This is a genomic window from Metabacillus sp. RB-C-LZQ-3-1 (genome assembly GCF_058315175.1).
The window spans coordinates 208,196-225,205 of the sequence record NZ_JBZFLI010000007.1 but is presented as its reverse complement, the minus strand read 5'-3'; the positions used below and the strand labels follow the sequence as shown (position 1 = coordinate 225,205).

The following is a 17,010-nucleotide window of genomic DNA, read 5'->3' as shown; positions in this document are numbered from 1 at the left end:
AAATCACTACAATTTAGTCTGCTAATTGGTAGATGGGTTCATATGTGTAACCTTAAGATTCCGAAAAACAGCTGAACCACCTTCTGAAAAGAGTGTAATCCCTTGGTCTTTGGATTCTGGGAAAATGACCTGGGAGTGTACCGTTTTTCCATCATCTATGAATACCTCTATGCTTGCTTTGTCCACCAGGATCTTTAGGTGAACTTGCTGGTTATTTTCATTAAAAGAAGATGTGCTTTCTAAAAATTGATGTGTTTGATCTGGCTGGTCTGTATTAGAACGATTAACATAAACATACGGCTTCTCTGTATCAAAGAAAATTCCGACATCAACATGTTTTTTCTTGTCATCTGATTCCCGAAGCCGCAGACCAACATTTTTAAGTTCTGTCCACGAGATGTCTGTTTCTAATTGATACACCTCACCTTTTACTGGCAGGGTATCGGTACCAGTGATTTTCATCTCCTCTATTGTTTCAATATCTCCTGCTAAGCGATTTAGCGCATCAATCGGCCGGGAAGCAAGAGCATAATCATTATCGCCCTGATAAATTAACTCGATTTGTCTTATGATTGAATCCATCCCGTTAAAATCCTCCTCTAATGTTGGAGTGTTATGCACATATGCCCAATTATTCATCCATGCAAATGCATAACGTTTTGTCAGCTGGTTCTTGTTTTTCCCGTCCTCGAACGTCACCCCGCCATACCAATCAAATCCGTAATCCAACCACTTAGGTTCCTGCTGATCAGCTACAAAGGCTTTTCCATCGAAATGTCCAATCCAATAGGCAAACGTATTCGGTTGATTTGTAGATATTCCATTGGCACTTACACCGAGCACCCATTTGACTGTTCCGTCATTAGCACGCATGACAAAGAGATCAGGACACTCTAAAACACCAATCCCCTCTGTTGTAAAACCACTTGTGTATTCCCAGTCCTTAAGGTTTTGAGATTCATAAAACCCTATTTTCGCTCCCTCAGCCATCACCATTTTCCATTTATGGTCTCGCTCATCCCAAATAACCTTTGGATCTCGAAAATCATGAGTCCCTGGATTTTTCATGATTGGTTTATCTCCATAAGGAGTGAATGTCTGTCCTTTGTTGGTGCTGTACCATAAAAATTGCTCCTGTTTTCCTTCTTCTGATGAAGGTTGTGTCACAATCGCTACAAAAGCACCTTTTCCAAATCCAGCTGTATTCTCCCAATCAATGACAACTGAGCCTGACCATGGATCACCATTTTTCGTTGTATATTTTGGAATTGCCACCCCTTCATCATGCCAATGAATAAGATCTTCTGATGTAGCATGTCTCCATTCTGTCCCATTTCCGTGCGGATAATCTCGATTATATAGATAGTAATAATGATATTTACCATTAAAATAAATCGGTCTTTGCGGATCATTTTTCCATTTATCAGGTACAGTAAAATGATAATGAGCTCGAAAAGAGGGATCTTCTCTTGACTCTGTTATTTCCTTGGTTGGTTTTAATTGAATTAAAATAAACATAGCTGTACCTATTATGAAAAAGCAGATGATCGTTAAGCATATTTTTTTATAAACACTTTTATTCTTTTCCATGTATTGATTCACCACATTTATATAATAAAAAGAAATGCCATACGTTAACTGGCATTTCTTTTTTCATAGACTCTGATTATTGAATAGGTTCTTTGCACAAAGACTGTTTAGGTTGATTTCTGCGGAAGGTGCGAGACTCCTACGGGAGTTGCGAGACAAGGGAAACCCAAGGAAAGCGAGCATCCTGCAGCAGAAATCACCCCTTCTCAGGCGCTAATTTTATAGCAACTAAGTTTGCAAAAACAGTCTATCTTTAAGATTATTTAATCGTTATTTGACCTTGTTCAAGGATTCCATCTTTTACAACAGATGTTTTATCACCTTTAATGTTTAAAAGGAAACTTGGTGCAAAAGTGGATTTATGGTCTTCAAAATATCCTCTGTTTGTCATATAGCTTGTTACGACTGCGTTGTCGCTTCCCTCTTGCGGAATCGCGAAGTGCGCGTAAGTCCATGTAACATCATATGGATCTAAATCGTGATGTAACACAAGTCCTGTTTTGTTTAATGGCTTGTATGGACCAGTTAATGAGTTTGAAACATAACCTAATAGATAAATATCTTCATCATCTATGCCGTCAATCGTCATTTTAGATCCTCTTGAGCTTGTAAATAGATACCATTTTCCATCCTTTTTAAAGATGTTTGGACGCTCAATTTCATCTGTTACCGTGTTTGAGGCAATTAGCGGCTTCATGACATTCTTTAATGTGAAATCATCATTAATTTCAATAATTCCTAGTGCTCCGTTAGCAATTTCCGCTAAATCCTTTTTAGAGCTATTTAGTAGATTGCTTTTTTCCGTTTGGAAGAATGCTTCACTTTGACTATAGTAAGCTTTATTAAATAATGAGTTCTCACCTTGGTAGCCTGTTTCCGTTCCTGTGTTTGCTTCAAAAACAAGGTATTTGCGACCATTTTCTTCAATATAATGAGGATCTCTTAATGTATGATTATCATCATAATTCCCATTACCAAAAGCTTGTTGCACAGTTTGATAGTTTTTCTCGTCACCATCAAAGATCGATTTATGGTCTTGAACCCCATCTACCTGCAATGTATTGTCACTTGGCTCAGAAACATTGATTTGGGCTGTTGTTAATGTTTGTTTCCCAAAGAATCCATGTTCCGGATCCCATCCATGACGGTTTGTATAAAATAAGCGAATTTCTCCGTCAGACGTTAATGTTGCGGAACCAGACCATTCTTCTGCTTGGTCTCTTAAATTTTGTTCATCTGATTTGAATTTATCGGAATCTTTAAAGACTCTTCCTGCATTTTTCCAACTATCAATTGAATTGTCGCCTATTTTTTTATAGAACATGTAAATAAATGTGTCCCAGCCTCTGTCAGGATCACCTGCTAGACCAAAGACAATTTGATAGCCATTATAAGTTGCGACTGTCCCGTCTGCATTTTGCAGTGGCCATGTGTCCCACACATCTAAATTGATTAAGTTCCCTAACTCATCATATCCTTTTGCAGAAGGAATATTTTTTATTTTTGATTCGTCAAACTCAGGGACTGTGTATCTAGCATCACCTTGCTGCTCCATGATCTTATGCATATCAGAACGTGTGATATGTGAAATACCATAAGATTCATTGTGATCACGTGAGTCTTTTTCTTTCGCAAAGGTCAGTGACTCACCGCCTCCTAATAAAATCGCTGTACTAAGTGTTACGACTGTTGCTTGTTTGGCAAAACTCTTAAAGTTCATCGCTTATCCTCCTAGTAAGATTTTTTCCTAGTTTCGATGGTAGCTTTTTAATAGCCCCACCACTTTCGTTTACAAATAGAATTATAGGTTAGTCTTAATTTGGAGGATATGTCATACATTGATGAGAATTTCGTCGTAAATTGATATGGTATAGGTCCATAGGGACAGGTCCACTGTCCCTAAATAAGAAACGGGACAAGGTTCCTGTCCCCTTGTCCCTTACTTTGTAATTGCATGATCGTAATCTGGATACGTGTAATCAAGTTTTTCTGCTACAGCTTTTGAGTATTTTCTAAATAACTCATAACAAGTAAATAAAGACTGCCACATATTTTGATACCCATTCTGAGAATAGGTTGATAGCAATGCTTCCCAATCATCATTTGGAAGATACCGATTGATAAATTTATAGTTCTTTCCCACACTAAACGTATATCCTTGTTCTGCCCCGATTTGCCAAGCCATCATTCTTAATAAATTTGGGCGTGCTATCTCGTTTAAATGGTCTATTGCAAAAAGAATTTCTTTTCTGGCTAAGCCTTTCACAACGTAAGTGGACACCATCCAAAACTCGTTGCAACAATCATCATATTCTCTTGCAGTTGGTTTCTTCACCCAATATTGACGATCATTTGCGACCACTTCATGTTTTATTAGAGCATCCTTATCAAGTAAGATCTCAACTAAACCATCGCTATTGGTAAAATAATCATCTACCTCTTGAATGGGAATAAGTGTGAGATCTAATTTATTCCCATCCTCAAAAAGAATGATATAAGAAAACCAATTGCCTAATTCTGATGGAAAAAGCTCCATATCCTCGGGCTTTTGCATCATAGCGCGCTTCCCAAAAATATCAAGCCAATGATCATTTTTCTTAAAAGAATGAATATCTGTTACAAAGTAAGAAATATCATAATCTTGGAATGAATCAGGGGAAATATGTTTGTTTGTCCGTGATCCTTCTAACGTTACCAGGCGAATCCGATCATCATTCAAAGCGAAATCTAATAGAATATTCATCATCTCTTGTTCACTTCTCAAAGCAAAAGTCCTCCATTTCAATCCTTATCATGATTAAGGCGTTTGAGTTTTCATTTGACTAGAGGCGCGATCCCATGATGTTTGAAGCTCTCGCAATAATTGATCACGATTAAGCTGATGTGCGATATATTGTTGCATAAATGTTCCAAATTGCTCTTTGACACCGACAGGAAAGTGGTACCAGTTAGAGGATACGATGTTTCCCCTTTTGTAGTATGCTAAGGTGTCATTAGCAAGTGGTCCTAAATCATCCGTCTCAATATGCTTAAAGGCAGGAATGAATTTAAACTCTTCTGTTAAAAAGGTTTTTCCCTGTTCAGAGGACACCATCCAATTTAAGAATTTTTTCGCCTCTTGTTTCTTTTCCGGAGATGATTGATTGTTCACAACCCAGTAGTTCGGAACGCTAACAACCAGGGCATCATTTTTTTGGTCGTTATGAATTGGTATTGGGAGAAAGCCAATATTCATATTAGGTGCAACTTGGTCAATCATTGGCTGGATCCAATTGCCTTGAAGAATCATCGCTGCTTCCCCGGATGTGAACTGATTTAACTCCATTGTATAATCAGTTGTTAAAGGGTCGCGATTTCCGTATTGTACTGTCATATCAAGTAATTGAATAAGGTCTTTAAATAATTGATTCGTGGTTATTTTCTCTGTTCCTGCATGTAAATTTTTTATAAATTCATCTGCATCATTTTGCTGAGCAAAAGCGACATTTACAAGCAACACCCCTAATTTCCAATCCTCATAATAGCCGCTAGCAAAAGGAGTGATACCTGCTTGTTGTATCTTTTTTACAGCAAACCTTAATTCCTTTAATGTATTCGGAGGTTCATGAATACCAGCCTTTGCAAACAAATCTTTGTTGTAGACTAAACCATACCCTTCCATATTCATCGGCATACCGTAGATTTTTTCATCAAACGTGATTGGATATAAAGCTTCCTCATAGGCATCCTTCACCCAAGACTGATCTGATAAATCTTCTAAATATTTTCGCCATAATCTTGCCTGCTCATATCCGTTGTTTGTGAAAATATCCGGACCTGTTCCTGCAGCAAGCTGTGCTTTTAAATCAGCAAGATCGTCTGTTGCTCCTCCGACTGTTTCGATTTCAATATCAATATAAGGATGTTCTTGTTCGTAGGCTGACGCCATTTGCTCAAATTGTGTTGCAATTTCCACTTTAGGATTTCTTATATGCAACGTCATTTTTGATTCGGCTGCTTGTATTTCCTTTGTCTTCGTCGCTTCCTGACATCCTGATAGAAGTAGACCCAGTGCCCCTATCAAATAAATGAGGTAGTTTCGTTTTTTCATATTTTCACCCCAGTCTGTTATCAGCTTTCATATCTTCGACTTCTCTCTTCATTTCGATATTCAAAAGGAGTGATACCCACAACCTTTTTGAATAGCTTTGAAAAGTATTTTTCATCTTGATAGCCAAGCATTAAAGAAATAGAGAGAATCGACTCTTCTGTTTCGGTGAGCCAAGCTTTCGCCTGACGTATTCTTAAGTTCGTGATGTATTTGGACAAGGGCATCCCTGTTTGCTGCTTGAACTTTCTTGAGATATGCTCCCGACTTAAAAAGAATCGACCTGCTAGTTTTTCTAAGCTTAATTCCTCCATATAATACGTTTCTACATAAGCGACAATATCCTGCATACGCCGTGCATCATCAAGGTCATTTAAACGGTGGATCGATCGATAGTTTTGATCATCCAATGCCTGTTGTAATTCTTGATAAATTCTAGGAATCTCGTGCAAATGGTCTAGTGAATGACTGCATACAAGACGGACTGGAATATCAAACTGCTGACAAATCCATTCCTCAATGAAGATCCACTGCGAATCTGTTGATATGACCATACACAGGTTTTGATCGTGCTGAAGCGCAAAGGCATTCCCCCTGCCTTGTTGAACGAGTTCATTCGCTAACTTTTGAATATATGGTTCGGCATGGTGCATATGATAAAAAGATATAAGGGCGAATTCGTAATGGTCTGCATGAGGAAGAAATGAAGCGACTTCCCCCTCTTCAAACGGTTCTCCTAAGCAAGCTTGTGTGATCACCTGATTCATTCGAAATCTCTTGACCACTTCTTCGTTGGTCTCTTCCTTTTTGCGCTCTTTTTCCTCACTTGCCCATGCTTGAACAGCAGCAGCTAATGCTTTATTAAACGGCTCTGCTTCTATTGGCTTTAATAAGTAATCAAAGCTATTAAGCTGAATCGCTTTTCTCATAAAGCAATAATCATCATAGCCCGTAATAAAAATGACTTTGCCGGAATAAGAGATTTCATCTAACCATTCAACAAGCTCCATTCCGTTCATGCCAGGCATTTTTATATCTGTAAAAATAATCTCTGGATGGTCCTTTTCAATGATTCGTTTTGCTTCATTTCCGTTAGCTGCTTCCAAAACCTCTGTTACTCCGAAGCTTGTCCATTGTCCCAGCTGTTGAATCACAAAACGGACATTGAATTCATCATCGATGATAAGTGCCTTCATCTCATCCTACCCTCCTTTGGCTAAACAACTATTATATGCTTGCAGCCAAATCCTAATCCGTGACATCAATCCCTGCTACGCTATTTGCACAACTTGTGCTAACCTCTATAAAAATAACGTCTTGACATCATTGGATAGATTGACCTCATGCGGAATTACCAGCTGGACGACAAAACCTTTTCCATCATTTCGATCAAGCTTTAGACCTGACCCTTCACCATAATATAAAACTAAGCGATCATGAATGTTTTTTAACCCGATATGCTCCTGCGAGCTTGCTCCACAGTATATCTTTTCTTTAAGATCCGCTAGCTCTGAGGAACTAACACTTGGTCCATCATTATCGACTGTAAGGATCATGAATTCACCTTTTCTTTCACCATAAATGCGTAATTGTGCATCATAGAAGCCTTCTTCGTAACAATGCTTAAAAAAGTTTTCAACAAGTGGTTGAAGGATCATACTTGGAATTTTCTTGTTTAATAGTTCTGCGCTTAATTCAATTGAAACATTTACGTTCTTCCCAAACCGTTCCTTTTGAAGGGATAAATAACTTTTTATATAATCCACTTCTTCTCTGATCAATACCCATTGATTCGCTTTGATTGAGTATCTCATCATTTTAGATAAAGAGGTGACTAAATCATAAACATTGGGAGAATTAGATTTTAGAGCAACTGCACCGATCGATTGCAATGCATTGAATAAGAAATGCGGGTTCACCTGTGATTTCAATGCTCTGAATTGATTTTTCCTATTTTCAATATCCAGCTTATATTCACGTTCAATATGAAGATTAATTCGATCCATCATTTCCTTCATGTGATTTTCAAGATGACCGATTTCATCCTTACTATGACTACCAAATGGGATTGTCATATTTCCCCCTTCAATTGAACGAACTTTTTGGCTAAGAATCTTAATCGGACGAGTGATTCTAAAGGAAACGAACCCGATCATTATCAATCCCATCACTCCTACGCCAATCCCAACAAAACTATTCATCATTGCCGTTTGTCTTGCATCATGGAATAAATAGGAGCTAGGCGTAACCTTCACTAATTTCCACTGGTCTAAAGAGCCTGATAATGTTTTGGATAAAACAATATCCTCACCTGGTTTCATCTCTTTTGTATTTATTTTGTTTATCAAACTCGAAGGTGCTTTTTTTCCAATGAGAGACTCATCACTTGCATACATAACATTATCATTATGATCAAGGAGCAAGACGGTCTCCTCATTTTCCTGAATCAAACTGTTACATAAACGGGCATATGCGTCGAGATCAAGATCAATCGTAATAAAACCAAGAAATTCATTTGATAAAACATCAACAATTTTATGATGGATGGTGAAAACAACCGTTTTGTCTGACTCAGGCACAATGGCAGCATCGTTATAATTTACGATCTGATGAGGCGGCTCAATCAGATCTGTATCGTTAGAGTGATACAGCATAGAAATCGCGTCTTCCTCTAATATGTCCGGCTTCAGCTTCGGTGCACTTACCTTGGCATGATAAGCTGTAATTGATTCTTTCCTTTTATTTATATAAAACCGAACCTGACGGATTTCATTTCTCATCAGATAAAAAGTTCCAATGTTGTTTTCCCTTATTTGCGGATTAGCGTAAGCGATATTCCCTTCACTCGAAAAGATATGAAATAAGTCAGGATTGCGATAAATGAGATATGGCAGATTGCCAATTTCGTGAAAGTATTGTTCTAGTTCCCTTGATAGTTTATTCATTTGAGTTTCGCTAACCTCAAGCGCTTGTGTTTCTACTCTATTTTTTGTATATCCATAAATGAAAAACACAGATAAAAAATACGGTATGATAATAAAAACAAGAAGCATAAGGAATAAACGACTTCTGATGCTCTTCATTCATATGCTCCTTTCAGTAAAGCATTCATTTCTTATTAACATCTAATTCTATTTTTATGCTTTCGTCAACTCGGGCAAATTGAGCAAAAACACTAGACGGAAATGCGCTTATTTCCTAATTTTAAAGAGTTTGTGAACGGTTACTAATCAAAATGGCCGTCGTTGTTCATAACAAAAAATGAATCCTAGGGACTAGTTGAGGTGATATTATGGAAAAAGGTAGTTAGAAGGAACGATCTACTTGGTTTTTATCAGATCAACATTGTGCCTAAATGGAAAAACTTAGCTTATTGTTAATTCCAAAACATAAATAAAATATAGGTAATATGACATAAAAACAGGCTGATCTCCAAAGAAATCAGCCTGTCTATGCACGAGTTAGCTTTGTGCTACTTCCTCTTTTTCTTTTATTAGTTTTCTCATCCGTTCACGATCTCGTTCAATGATTGGTTTTAAATACTTACCTGTATACGATTGCTCATTATTCATAATATCCTCAGGAGTCCCATAACCAACGATTTGGCCGCCTTTATCCCCGCCTTCAGGACCTAAATCAACCAAATAATCTGCTGCTTTAATGACATCCAAGTTATGTTCAATGACCAAGACGGTATCTCCATTGTCTACTAAGCGTTGCAGGACTTTTAATAATCGGGCAATATCATCGACATGGAGACCTGTTGTTGGTTCATCTAAAATATACAGAGAACGACCTGACGAACGTCTATGCAGCTCGGAAGCCAGCTTAACCCTTTGGGCCTCTCCTCCAGATAGCGTAGTAGCAGGCTGCCCAAGTGTAATATAACCAAGACCAACATCATAAATCGTTTGTAGCTTGCGTTTGATTTTTGGGATATTTTCAAAGAAAACAACCGCATCTTCTACTGTCATTTCTAAAATATCCGAAATGTTTTTCCCTTTATAGGTCACTTCAAGCGTTTCGCGGTTATATCTTTTTCCATGGCAAACCTCACAAGGTACATACACATCCGGAAGGAAGTGCATTTCAATTTTAATGATCCCATCACCGCGACAAGCTTCACAGCGTCCACCTTTTACATTAAAGCTAAAGCGGCCTTTTTTGTAGCCTCTAACTTTCGCTTCGTTTGTTGTCGCAAATACATCGCGAATATCGTCAAATACACCTGTATAAGTGGCAGGATTTGACCTTGGTGTACGTCCGATTGGCGATTGATCAATATCAATGACCTTTTCAAGATGCTCGACACCTTTCACTTCTTTATGCTCACCAGGTTTTGTCTTTGCTTTGTGAAGCTTTTGCGCTAATGATTTATGAAGAATTTCATTTACTAACGTACTTTTTCCAGAACCTGAAACACCTGTTACAGCAATAAATGTGCCTAAAGGAAACTTCACATTAACATTGCGAAGATTATTTTCCTTTGCCCCTTTTATCTCTATATAACGTCCATCTGGTTTTTTCCGTTCATATGGAAGTGGAATAAACCTCTTCCCTGATAAGTACTGTCCTGTTAAGGAATTTTCATCATTCATCACTTCTTCTGGTGTTCCAGCTGAAATCACCTGTCCTCCATGAATCCCTGCACCTGGACCAATATCGATTAAATAGTCTGCTGCAACCATCGTATCCTCATCATGCTCAACAACGATTAACGTATTCCCGATGTCCCTCATGTTTTTGAGAGTGTCAATCAAACGATCGTTATCCCTCTGATGAAGACCAATCGATGGTTCATCAAGTATGTATAAAACCCCTGTTAATCTCGAACCGATTTGAGTAGCAAGACGAATTCGCTGAGCCTCTCCGCCTGATAATGTTCCGGCCGAGCGATTAAGGGTTAAATAATCGAGCCCAACATTATTTAGAAAACCTAATCGTTCACAAATTTCCTTCAAAATTTGATTGGCAATCTTCATTTCCTTCTCTGTAAGGGACAAATTTTGAAAAAATTCAAGTGAATCCTGAACGGATAGTTTCGTAATCTCACCAACGTGATTTCCTTGAATTAAGACAGCAAGAGTTTCCTTCTTTAGACGATATCCTTTACAGCTCGGACAATTCTGCTGTCCCATATACTTTTCCATTTGCTCACGGATAAAGTCTGAGGTTGTTTCCTTATACCGTCTTTCAACGTTTCGGATGACACCTTCAAATTGAATATAATTTTCGCGAACTTGACCAAAGTCATTTTCATAGCGGAAATATATTTCTTCTCCATCACTGCCATATAACACTTTATCTAATAAATGCTTTGGAATATCCTTAACAGGAACATCCATATCAATTCCGTAATGATTACATACAGCCTCAAGCATTTGCGGATAATACTGTGAGCTTGTCGGCTCCCACGGTGCGATCGCATGCTGCTTAAGTGATAAATCCTTATTTGGAATCACAAGATCTAGATCGACCTTTAGCTTTGACCCCAAACCATCACACTCAGGGCAAGCGCCAAACGGGCTATTAAACGAAAACATTCTTGGCTCAAGCTCACCAATAGAAAACCCGCATTGTGGACACGCATGATGCTCACTGAAAAGAAGCTCTTCTTCACCAATTACATCAATTATGACTCTGCCTTCTCCAAGCCCTAAGGCTGCCTCTAATGAATCGGCTAATCGAGAAGCGACTCCTTCCTTAACGACAATACGGTCGATCACCACTTCAATGGAGTGCTTTTTATTCTTCTCTAACTCAATATCTTCTGAAAGCTCATGCATTTCTCCATCGACACGAACACGAACATACCCTTGTTTCTTAATATCTTCAAACACTTTCACATGAGTTCCTTTACGACCTGACACAATTGGTGCAAGGACTTGAAGCTTTGTTCGTTCCGGGTATTCTAAAATGCGATCAACCATTTGTTCAATTGTTTGAGATGAGATTTCAATTCCATGAATAGGACAAGTTGGGCGACCGACTCTCGCGTAAAGCAAACGCAAGTAATCATAGATTTCCGTTACAGTCCCAACAGTTGAACGCGGATTACGGCTTGTTGTTTTTTGATCAATCGAAATGGCTGGTGATAGCCCTTCAATGGCATCAACATCAGGTTTATCCATTTGGCCTAAAAATTGACGTGCATAGGCTGATAATGATTCAACATAACGACGTTGTCCTTCAGCATATATGGTATCAAATGCCAATGATGACTTTCCTGAACCAGATAATCCTGTTACGACAACAAGCTTATCACGCGGTATGGTCACATCAATATTTTTTAAGTTGTGGGCTCGCGCTCCCTTCACAACAATATGTTCCATTGCCATAATTGCTTCACCCTTCCGCTTTCAGCTCTAAAATTAAATCACGAAGCTCCGCAGCGCGCTCAAAGTTCAATGCTTTTGCTGCTTCCTTCATTTCATTTTCCATTTCAGTAATGACTTTATCTCGTTCTTTCTTCGTTAACTTCGTTAGTTTACTTGCAGGTGTTGCTTCATACTCTTCTTGATCTTCTGCTGCCATTGTGGCACGGATCACATCGCGAATTTCCTTTTGAATCGTTTGCGGTGTAATTCCATGTTTTTTGTTAAATTCCTCTTGAATTTCGCGGCGCCGCTTTGTTTCATTGATTGCAATCTCCATTGAGTTCGTGATTTTATCTGCGTACATGATTACATGGCCTTCTGCATTACGAGCAGCACGCCCGATTGTTTGGATGAGTGATCGCTCTGAACGTAAGAACCCTTCTTTGTCCGCGTCTAAAATCGCCACAAGTGAAACCTCTGGAATATCCAACCCTTCTCTTAGAAGGTTAATCCCAACTAACACATCATATTTTCCAAGCCGGAGCTCGCGGATAATTTCAATCCGCTCCAATGTTTTAATTTCTGAGTGGAGGTAATTGACTTTAATGCCAATCTCCTTGAGATAATTTGTTAAATCCTCTGACATTTTCTTAGTTAAAGTTGTGATCAGCACACGCTGATTTTTTTCAACTCGTGTTTGAATCTCTCCGATTAAATCATCAATTTGACCTTCGATTGGCCGAACATCAATTGTTGGATCGAGCAATCCTGTCGGACGAATAATTTGTTCAATCATTTCAGGTGAATGTTCCATTTCATATGGACCAGGTGTTGCTGATACAAAAACAATGTTTTCGATATGCTTTTCAAATTCCTCAAATCGTAATGGCCTGTTGTCTATTGCTGATGGCAAACGGAAGCCATGGTCAACAAGCACCTGCTTACGCGCTTGGTCTCCATTAAACATACCCCTGATTTGCGGTAATGTAACATGTGATTCATCAATAATAATTAAAGAATCATCCGGAAAGAAGTCGAGCAGGGTATAAGGTGTTGACCCTGGAGGTCGTAATGTTAAATGACGGGAGTAGTTTTCGATCCCAGAGCAAAAGCCCATTTCTCTCATCATTTCCAGGTCATATCTTGTTCGTTGCTCAAGGCGCTGTGCTTCAAGTAGCTTTCCTTTTTCGCGCATCTCTTCAAGTCGCTCCTCAAGCTCTGCTTCGATGTTTTTAATCGCTTTTTCCATCTTTTCTTCTCTAGTGACGAAGTGGGAAGCCGGGAATATCGCGACATGCTCACGGTCTCCTAAAATCTCACCTGTTAAGGCATTCACTTCTCGAATCCGGTCTATTTCATCACCGAAAAATTCAACTCGGATACACTGTTCATCACGTGAGGCCGGGAAAATTTCCACTACATCACCGCGAACCCGGAATGTTCCTCTTCGGAAATCAATATCATTTCTTTCATATTGAACATCGACTAATTTTCTTAGTAATTGATTACGTTCGATTTCCATACCCGTTCTTAATGAAACAACTAACTCTTTATATTCCTCTGGCGAACCGAGGCCGTAAATGCACGAAACACTGGCAATAATAATGACATCGTTCCGTTCAAAAAGCGATGATGTGGCTGAGTGACGAAGCTTATCAATTTCATCGTTAATGCTTGCGTCTTTTTCTATAAATGTATCTGTTTGCGGCACATAGGCTTCTGGCTGATAGTAATCATAGTAGCTCACAAAATACTCAACAGCATTGTTAGGGAAAAACTCTTTAAACTCACTATAAAGCTGTCCTGCTAATGTTTTGTTATGAGCAATGACTAATGTCGGTCTATTTATTTCTTTGATTACATTTGAAACAGTAAAGGTTTTCCCTGTACCAGTGGCACCCAGCAATGTTTGGAATCGTTTGCCCTGCTTGATTCCTTCAACAAGAGATTGAATTGCTTTAGGCTGATCACCCTGCGGTTTGTATTTTGAGACTAATTCAAATTGATCGCTCACACATAAGCCTCCATTCCGTAATTATCATTATGAATAGTTTACCACAAAATAATGGAAAATCACTAAAAATACGAACTTTAGTTCGCATTAATTTTATTGGTATGTAAGTTGTGATCGTCGTTGCAGGCTGATTTTAGTAGAATTTTGCAACTTTGCTCGTTTTTTTGCAAACTCTATGATTTTTTTGCAAATTCAAAGATTTTCTTGCAAACTTAAGAATTATTTTGCAATCACGAAAAAAAGAGCTCACCATAGCCCTTTTTTAGTTAAGTATTTCTCTTTTTGTTCAACCTCAAACCTATTTCTTCTTTAGCAAGTCCGCCTTCATTTTTCTCGCATAGAAAAAACCGACAGCAAGTGAGACGATGTCGATAAAAAAGATACTCGGACCATGCGTATAGCCTTTAATATAGGAAGCGATGAGCAAAGCCGCTGCCAAGGCTGTTCCAACATAATGATTATAGCTCACTCGTGTAAAAAGAAGGACAAGAAGAAAAGGCATAATGATTGCTAGTATCACTTTTAAAACCATATCTTAATCACCTATTCTTCCATTATAGTGATAAATGATAGAAATACACATCATTCTCTTTTTCATAGCCTATGCTTTCGTAAAGAGCTTGGGCATGAACATTGTCTTTTCCTGTTTCTAATAAAATCCCTGCCGCGTTTGTTTCCTGGGCATACTTTTTCGACTGTTCCATCAATGCTTTACCTACACCGAGTCGCCGGAATTCTTCCGCAACAAATAAATCATTAAGCAGTAATTTTCGTTTCATTCCTACGGATGTAAAAATTGGATAGAGCTGCACAAAGCCGGCCGGCAGTCCCTCCTTGCTTTTCACAAGAAATATAGTCGATTCGTTTAATTCCATTCTTTCCTTAATAAAAGCCTTTGCTCCCTCAAGGTCAGATGGTTGACCATAAAAAATTCGGTACTTGTTAAATAGCTCTGAAACATCGTTCAGGTCAGAAACCGTTGCTTTTATCACGTTCACATGTTCCCCTCGATTCCGGTATTATATATAGGCTGTTCTCGTAAAGATTGTTGCTATTGATTTTTAAAACGTTAGTGGAATGGAGCGGAAGACACTTGACTCCTGCGGGAGGTAGAGGAAAGGCCAAGACCCCGCAGGCGAAGCTGAGGAGGTTTGGCTTCCTCCCCGGCGAATCTTGTGTCTGGAGCGCAATGGAACAACCTGTTATCACGTTACCGCCCTTATTTACAACAAAGTATGCGAAAACATATATAAATTATCATATCATGAAAACCAAAAAGAAAAGGGCTAATTTTCATGCAATTAGCCCTTAAACATTATTTCTGTGATGTCACACCTTGATAGTCGTTCTCTTCCAATAAATCAACTAACTCAATGTCTTTTTGATTTTCTAAAAAGTACCGTAATGTAAACTCATTTTCAAATAGAACGGCATAGGCGCCATAACGGTCACGGACAAGCATGCTTCTTGAGTCAAAGAAACGTTTATCAAACTTCTCGCTCTTGATCCATCTTGGAATTCGTTCTCCAAGTGAAGTAAACTCAAGTTCTACATTGTATTCTGCTCTCATTCGGTATTCAAACACCTCAAACTGAAGCTGACCGACTGCACCAAGGATGATCGAGTCATTTAATTCTTGGCGATATAATTGAATCGCTCCTTCTTGAACTAGCTGCTCAATCCCTTTTCGGAATTGCTTCGCCTTCATAACGTTTTTCGCTTGAACGCGTTTGAATAATTCTGGCGGGAATTGCGGCAGTTCTTCATATTGATAAGAATCTTTACCGCCGATTAATGTATCCCCAATCTGGTAAATGTTCGGGTCATAAATCCCGATAATATCTCCAGGATAAGCTTCATCCACTGTGTCACGATCTTTTGCCATAAATGCTTGGGTTTGATTTAGCTTAATCGTTTTATTTGTACGACTTAAGTTCACACTCATACCACGCTCAAATTTACCAGAGCACACACGGAAAAAGGCAATTCGATCACGGTGTGCCGGGTTCATATTGGCTTGAATTTTAAAGATATACCCTGAGAATTGGTCATTTTCCGGTTCAATTAAGCCCTGATCTGTTTTTCGCGGCTGTGGTTGTGCAGCGAATTGCAGGAATGTATCAAAAAATGTCTGCACTCCAAAGTTAGCAAGGGCACTTCCAAAGAAGACTGGTGTCAGCTCTCCTTTTTCCACTCGCTCAGGGGAAAATTCATTTCCTGCTTCCTCAAGCAGTTCTAACTCACCTAATGTATCTTGATAAATCGGGTTTTCTTCAATATCTGTTCCAGCTAGTTCACTTAAAGGAATCACTTCTTCATGTTCATCACCTTTGAAGCGAACAAATTGTTTATTAAAACGATCGTGAATGCCTAAGAAGCGTTTTCCACTCCCAACTGGCCAGTTCATTGGATAAGATTCTATCCCAAGTACTTCCTCAATTTCAGAAAGTAATTCCAAAGGATCTCTTCCTTCACGGTCAAGCTTATTAATAAATGTAAAGATCGGAATGCCTCTCATGCGGCAAACTTTGAAAAGCTTGATTGTCTGTGGCTCAACACCCTTTGTTGAGTCAATGATCATAACAACACTATCCACCGCTGTAAGCGTACGATACGTGTCTTCACTAAAATCTTCATGTCCAGGTGTATCGAGAATATTGACATGAAATCCATGATACGGAAAGCTCATCACACTTGATGTAACTGAGATTCCACGTTTTTTCTCAATTTCCATCCAGTCAGATGCAGCAAATTTACCTGACTTCTTTCCTTTAACTGTTCCTGTGGAACGAATAATTTGACCAAAGTAAAGCAGCTTTTCTGTTAGCGTCGTTTTCCCTGCATCCGGGTGGGAAATGATCGCAAACGTACGTCGTTTATTTATTTCCTGTTGTAAGCTCATTCGTAATAACCTCTTTTATATAAATTCGTGCTTCAAATATACTACAAAGCGGAAGAAAGAACAATTTATTCGAAAAGCGGAAGGCGCCCGTTCAGCAACG

General features: G+C 38.7%; 11 protein-coding genes. All 11 read right to left on the bottom strand.

Annotated features, from left to right (window positions below):
* Positions 1-21 precede the first annotated feature (21 nt).
* Positions 22-1,590, bottom strand: a complete 1,569-nt coding sequence (locus AC4GZ8_RS13735; RefSeq protein ID WP_491082442.1) for a glycoside hydrolase family 32 protein — start codon at positions 1,588-1,590, stop codon at positions 22-24.
* 259 nt (positions 1,591-1,849) lie between these two features.
* Positions 1,850-3,310 carry a glycoside hydrolase family 68 protein gene (locus tag AC4GZ8_RS13730; RefSeq protein ID WP_491082441.1) on the bottom strand — a complete coding sequence of 487 codons (1,461 nt, stop codon included), beginning with the start codon at positions 3,308-3,310 and terminating at the stop codon, positions 1,850-1,852.
* A gap of 219 nt (positions 3,311-3,529) precedes the next feature.
* A complete protein-coding gene (gene ant(6), locus AC4GZ8_RS13725) occupies positions 3,530-4,354 on the bottom strand; it encodes an aminoglycoside 6-adenylyltransferase (protein WP_491082440.1) in 825 nt (274 codons plus the stop codon).
* A 33-nt stretch (positions 4,355-4,387) separates the two neighbouring features.
* Complete coding sequence (locus AC4GZ8_RS13720) at positions 4,388-5,680, bottom strand: ABC transporter substrate-binding protein (protein WP_491082439.1); 1,293 nt, start codon at positions 5,678-5,680, stop codon at positions 4,388-4,390.
* A 20-nt stretch (positions 5,681-5,700) separates the two neighbouring features.
* Entirely contained in the window at positions 5,701-6,873 is a 1,173-nt protein-coding gene (locus AC4GZ8_RS13715) for a response regulator transcription factor (RefSeq protein ID WP_491082437.1), read from the bottom strand.
* A gap of 105 nt (positions 6,874-6,978) precedes the next feature.
* Complete coding sequence (locus AC4GZ8_RS13710) at positions 6,979-8,760, bottom strand: cache domain-containing sensor histidine kinase (protein ID WP_491082436.1); 1,782 nt, start codon at positions 8,758-8,760, stop codon at positions 6,979-6,981.
* Between the two features lie 378 nt (positions 8,761-9,138).
* Complete coding sequence (gene uvrA / locus AC4GZ8_RS13705; protein ID WP_491082435.1) at positions 9,139-12,015, bottom strand: excinuclease ABC subunit UvrA; 2,877 nt, start codon at positions 12,013-12,015, stop codon at positions 9,139-9,141.
* A gap of 7 nt (positions 12,016-12,022) precedes the next feature.
* Positions 12,023-14,008: an excinuclease ABC subunit UvrB gene (uvrB, locus tag AC4GZ8_RS13700; protein WP_491082433.1), complete on the bottom strand. Its 1,986-nt coding sequence runs from the start codon at positions 14,006-14,008 to the stop codon at positions 12,023-12,025.
* 298 nt (positions 14,009-14,306) lie between these two features.
* Positions 14,307-14,540, bottom strand: a complete 234-nt coding sequence (locus AC4GZ8_RS13695) for a DUF2198 family protein (protein ID WP_491082432.1) — start codon at positions 14,538-14,540, stop codon at positions 14,307-14,309.
* Positions 14,541-14,562: 22 nt separating this feature from the next.
* Positions 14,563-15,006, bottom strand: coding sequence for a GNAT family N-acetyltransferase (locus tag AC4GZ8_RS13690; RefSeq protein ID WP_491082431.1), 444 nt, complete (start codon positions 15,004-15,006; stop codon positions 14,563-14,565).
* Between the two features lie 317 nt (positions 15,007-15,323).
* Complete coding sequence (locus tag AC4GZ8_RS13685; protein ID WP_491082430.1) at positions 15,324-16,910, bottom strand: peptide chain release factor 3; 1,587 nt, start codon at positions 16,908-16,910, stop codon at positions 15,324-15,326.
* Between the last annotated feature and the right edge of the window lie 100 nt (positions 16,911-17,010).

Excerpts from the sequence above, each read along its gene's own strand:
- AC4GZ8_RS13715 (WP_491082437.1), bottom strand. The coding sequence starts at position 6,873 with ATGAAGGCACTTATCATCGATGATGAATTCAATGTCCGTTTTGTGATT.
- AC4GZ8_RS13730 (WP_491082441.1), bottom strand. The coding sequence starts at position 3,310 with ATGAACTTTAAGAGTTTTGCCAAACAAGCAACAGTCGTAACACTTAGT.
- AC4GZ8_RS13720 (WP_491082439.1), bottom strand. The coding sequence starts at position 5,680 with ATGAAAAAACGAAACTACCTCATTTATTTGATAGGGGCACTGGGTCTA.
- AC4GZ8_RS13735 (WP_491082442.1), bottom strand. The coding sequence starts at position 1,590 with ATGGAAAAGAATAAAAGTGTTTATAAAAAAATATGCTTAACGATCATC.
- AC4GZ8_RS13695 (WP_491082432.1), bottom strand. The coding sequence starts at position 14,540 with ATGGTTTTAAAAGTGATACTAGCAATCATTATGCCTTTTCTTCTTGTC.
- AC4GZ8_RS13710 (WP_491082436.1), bottom strand. The coding sequence starts at position 8,760 with ATGAAGAGCATCAGAAGTCGTTTATTCCTTATGCTTCTTGTTTTTATT.
- uvrA (WP_491082435.1), bottom strand. The coding sequence starts at position 12,015 with ATGGCAATGGAACATATTGTTGTGAAGGGAGCGCGAGCCCACAACTTA.
- AC4GZ8_RS13685 (WP_491082430.1), bottom strand. The coding sequence starts at position 16,910 with ATGAGCTTACAACAGGAAATAAATAAACGACGTACGTTTGCGATCATT.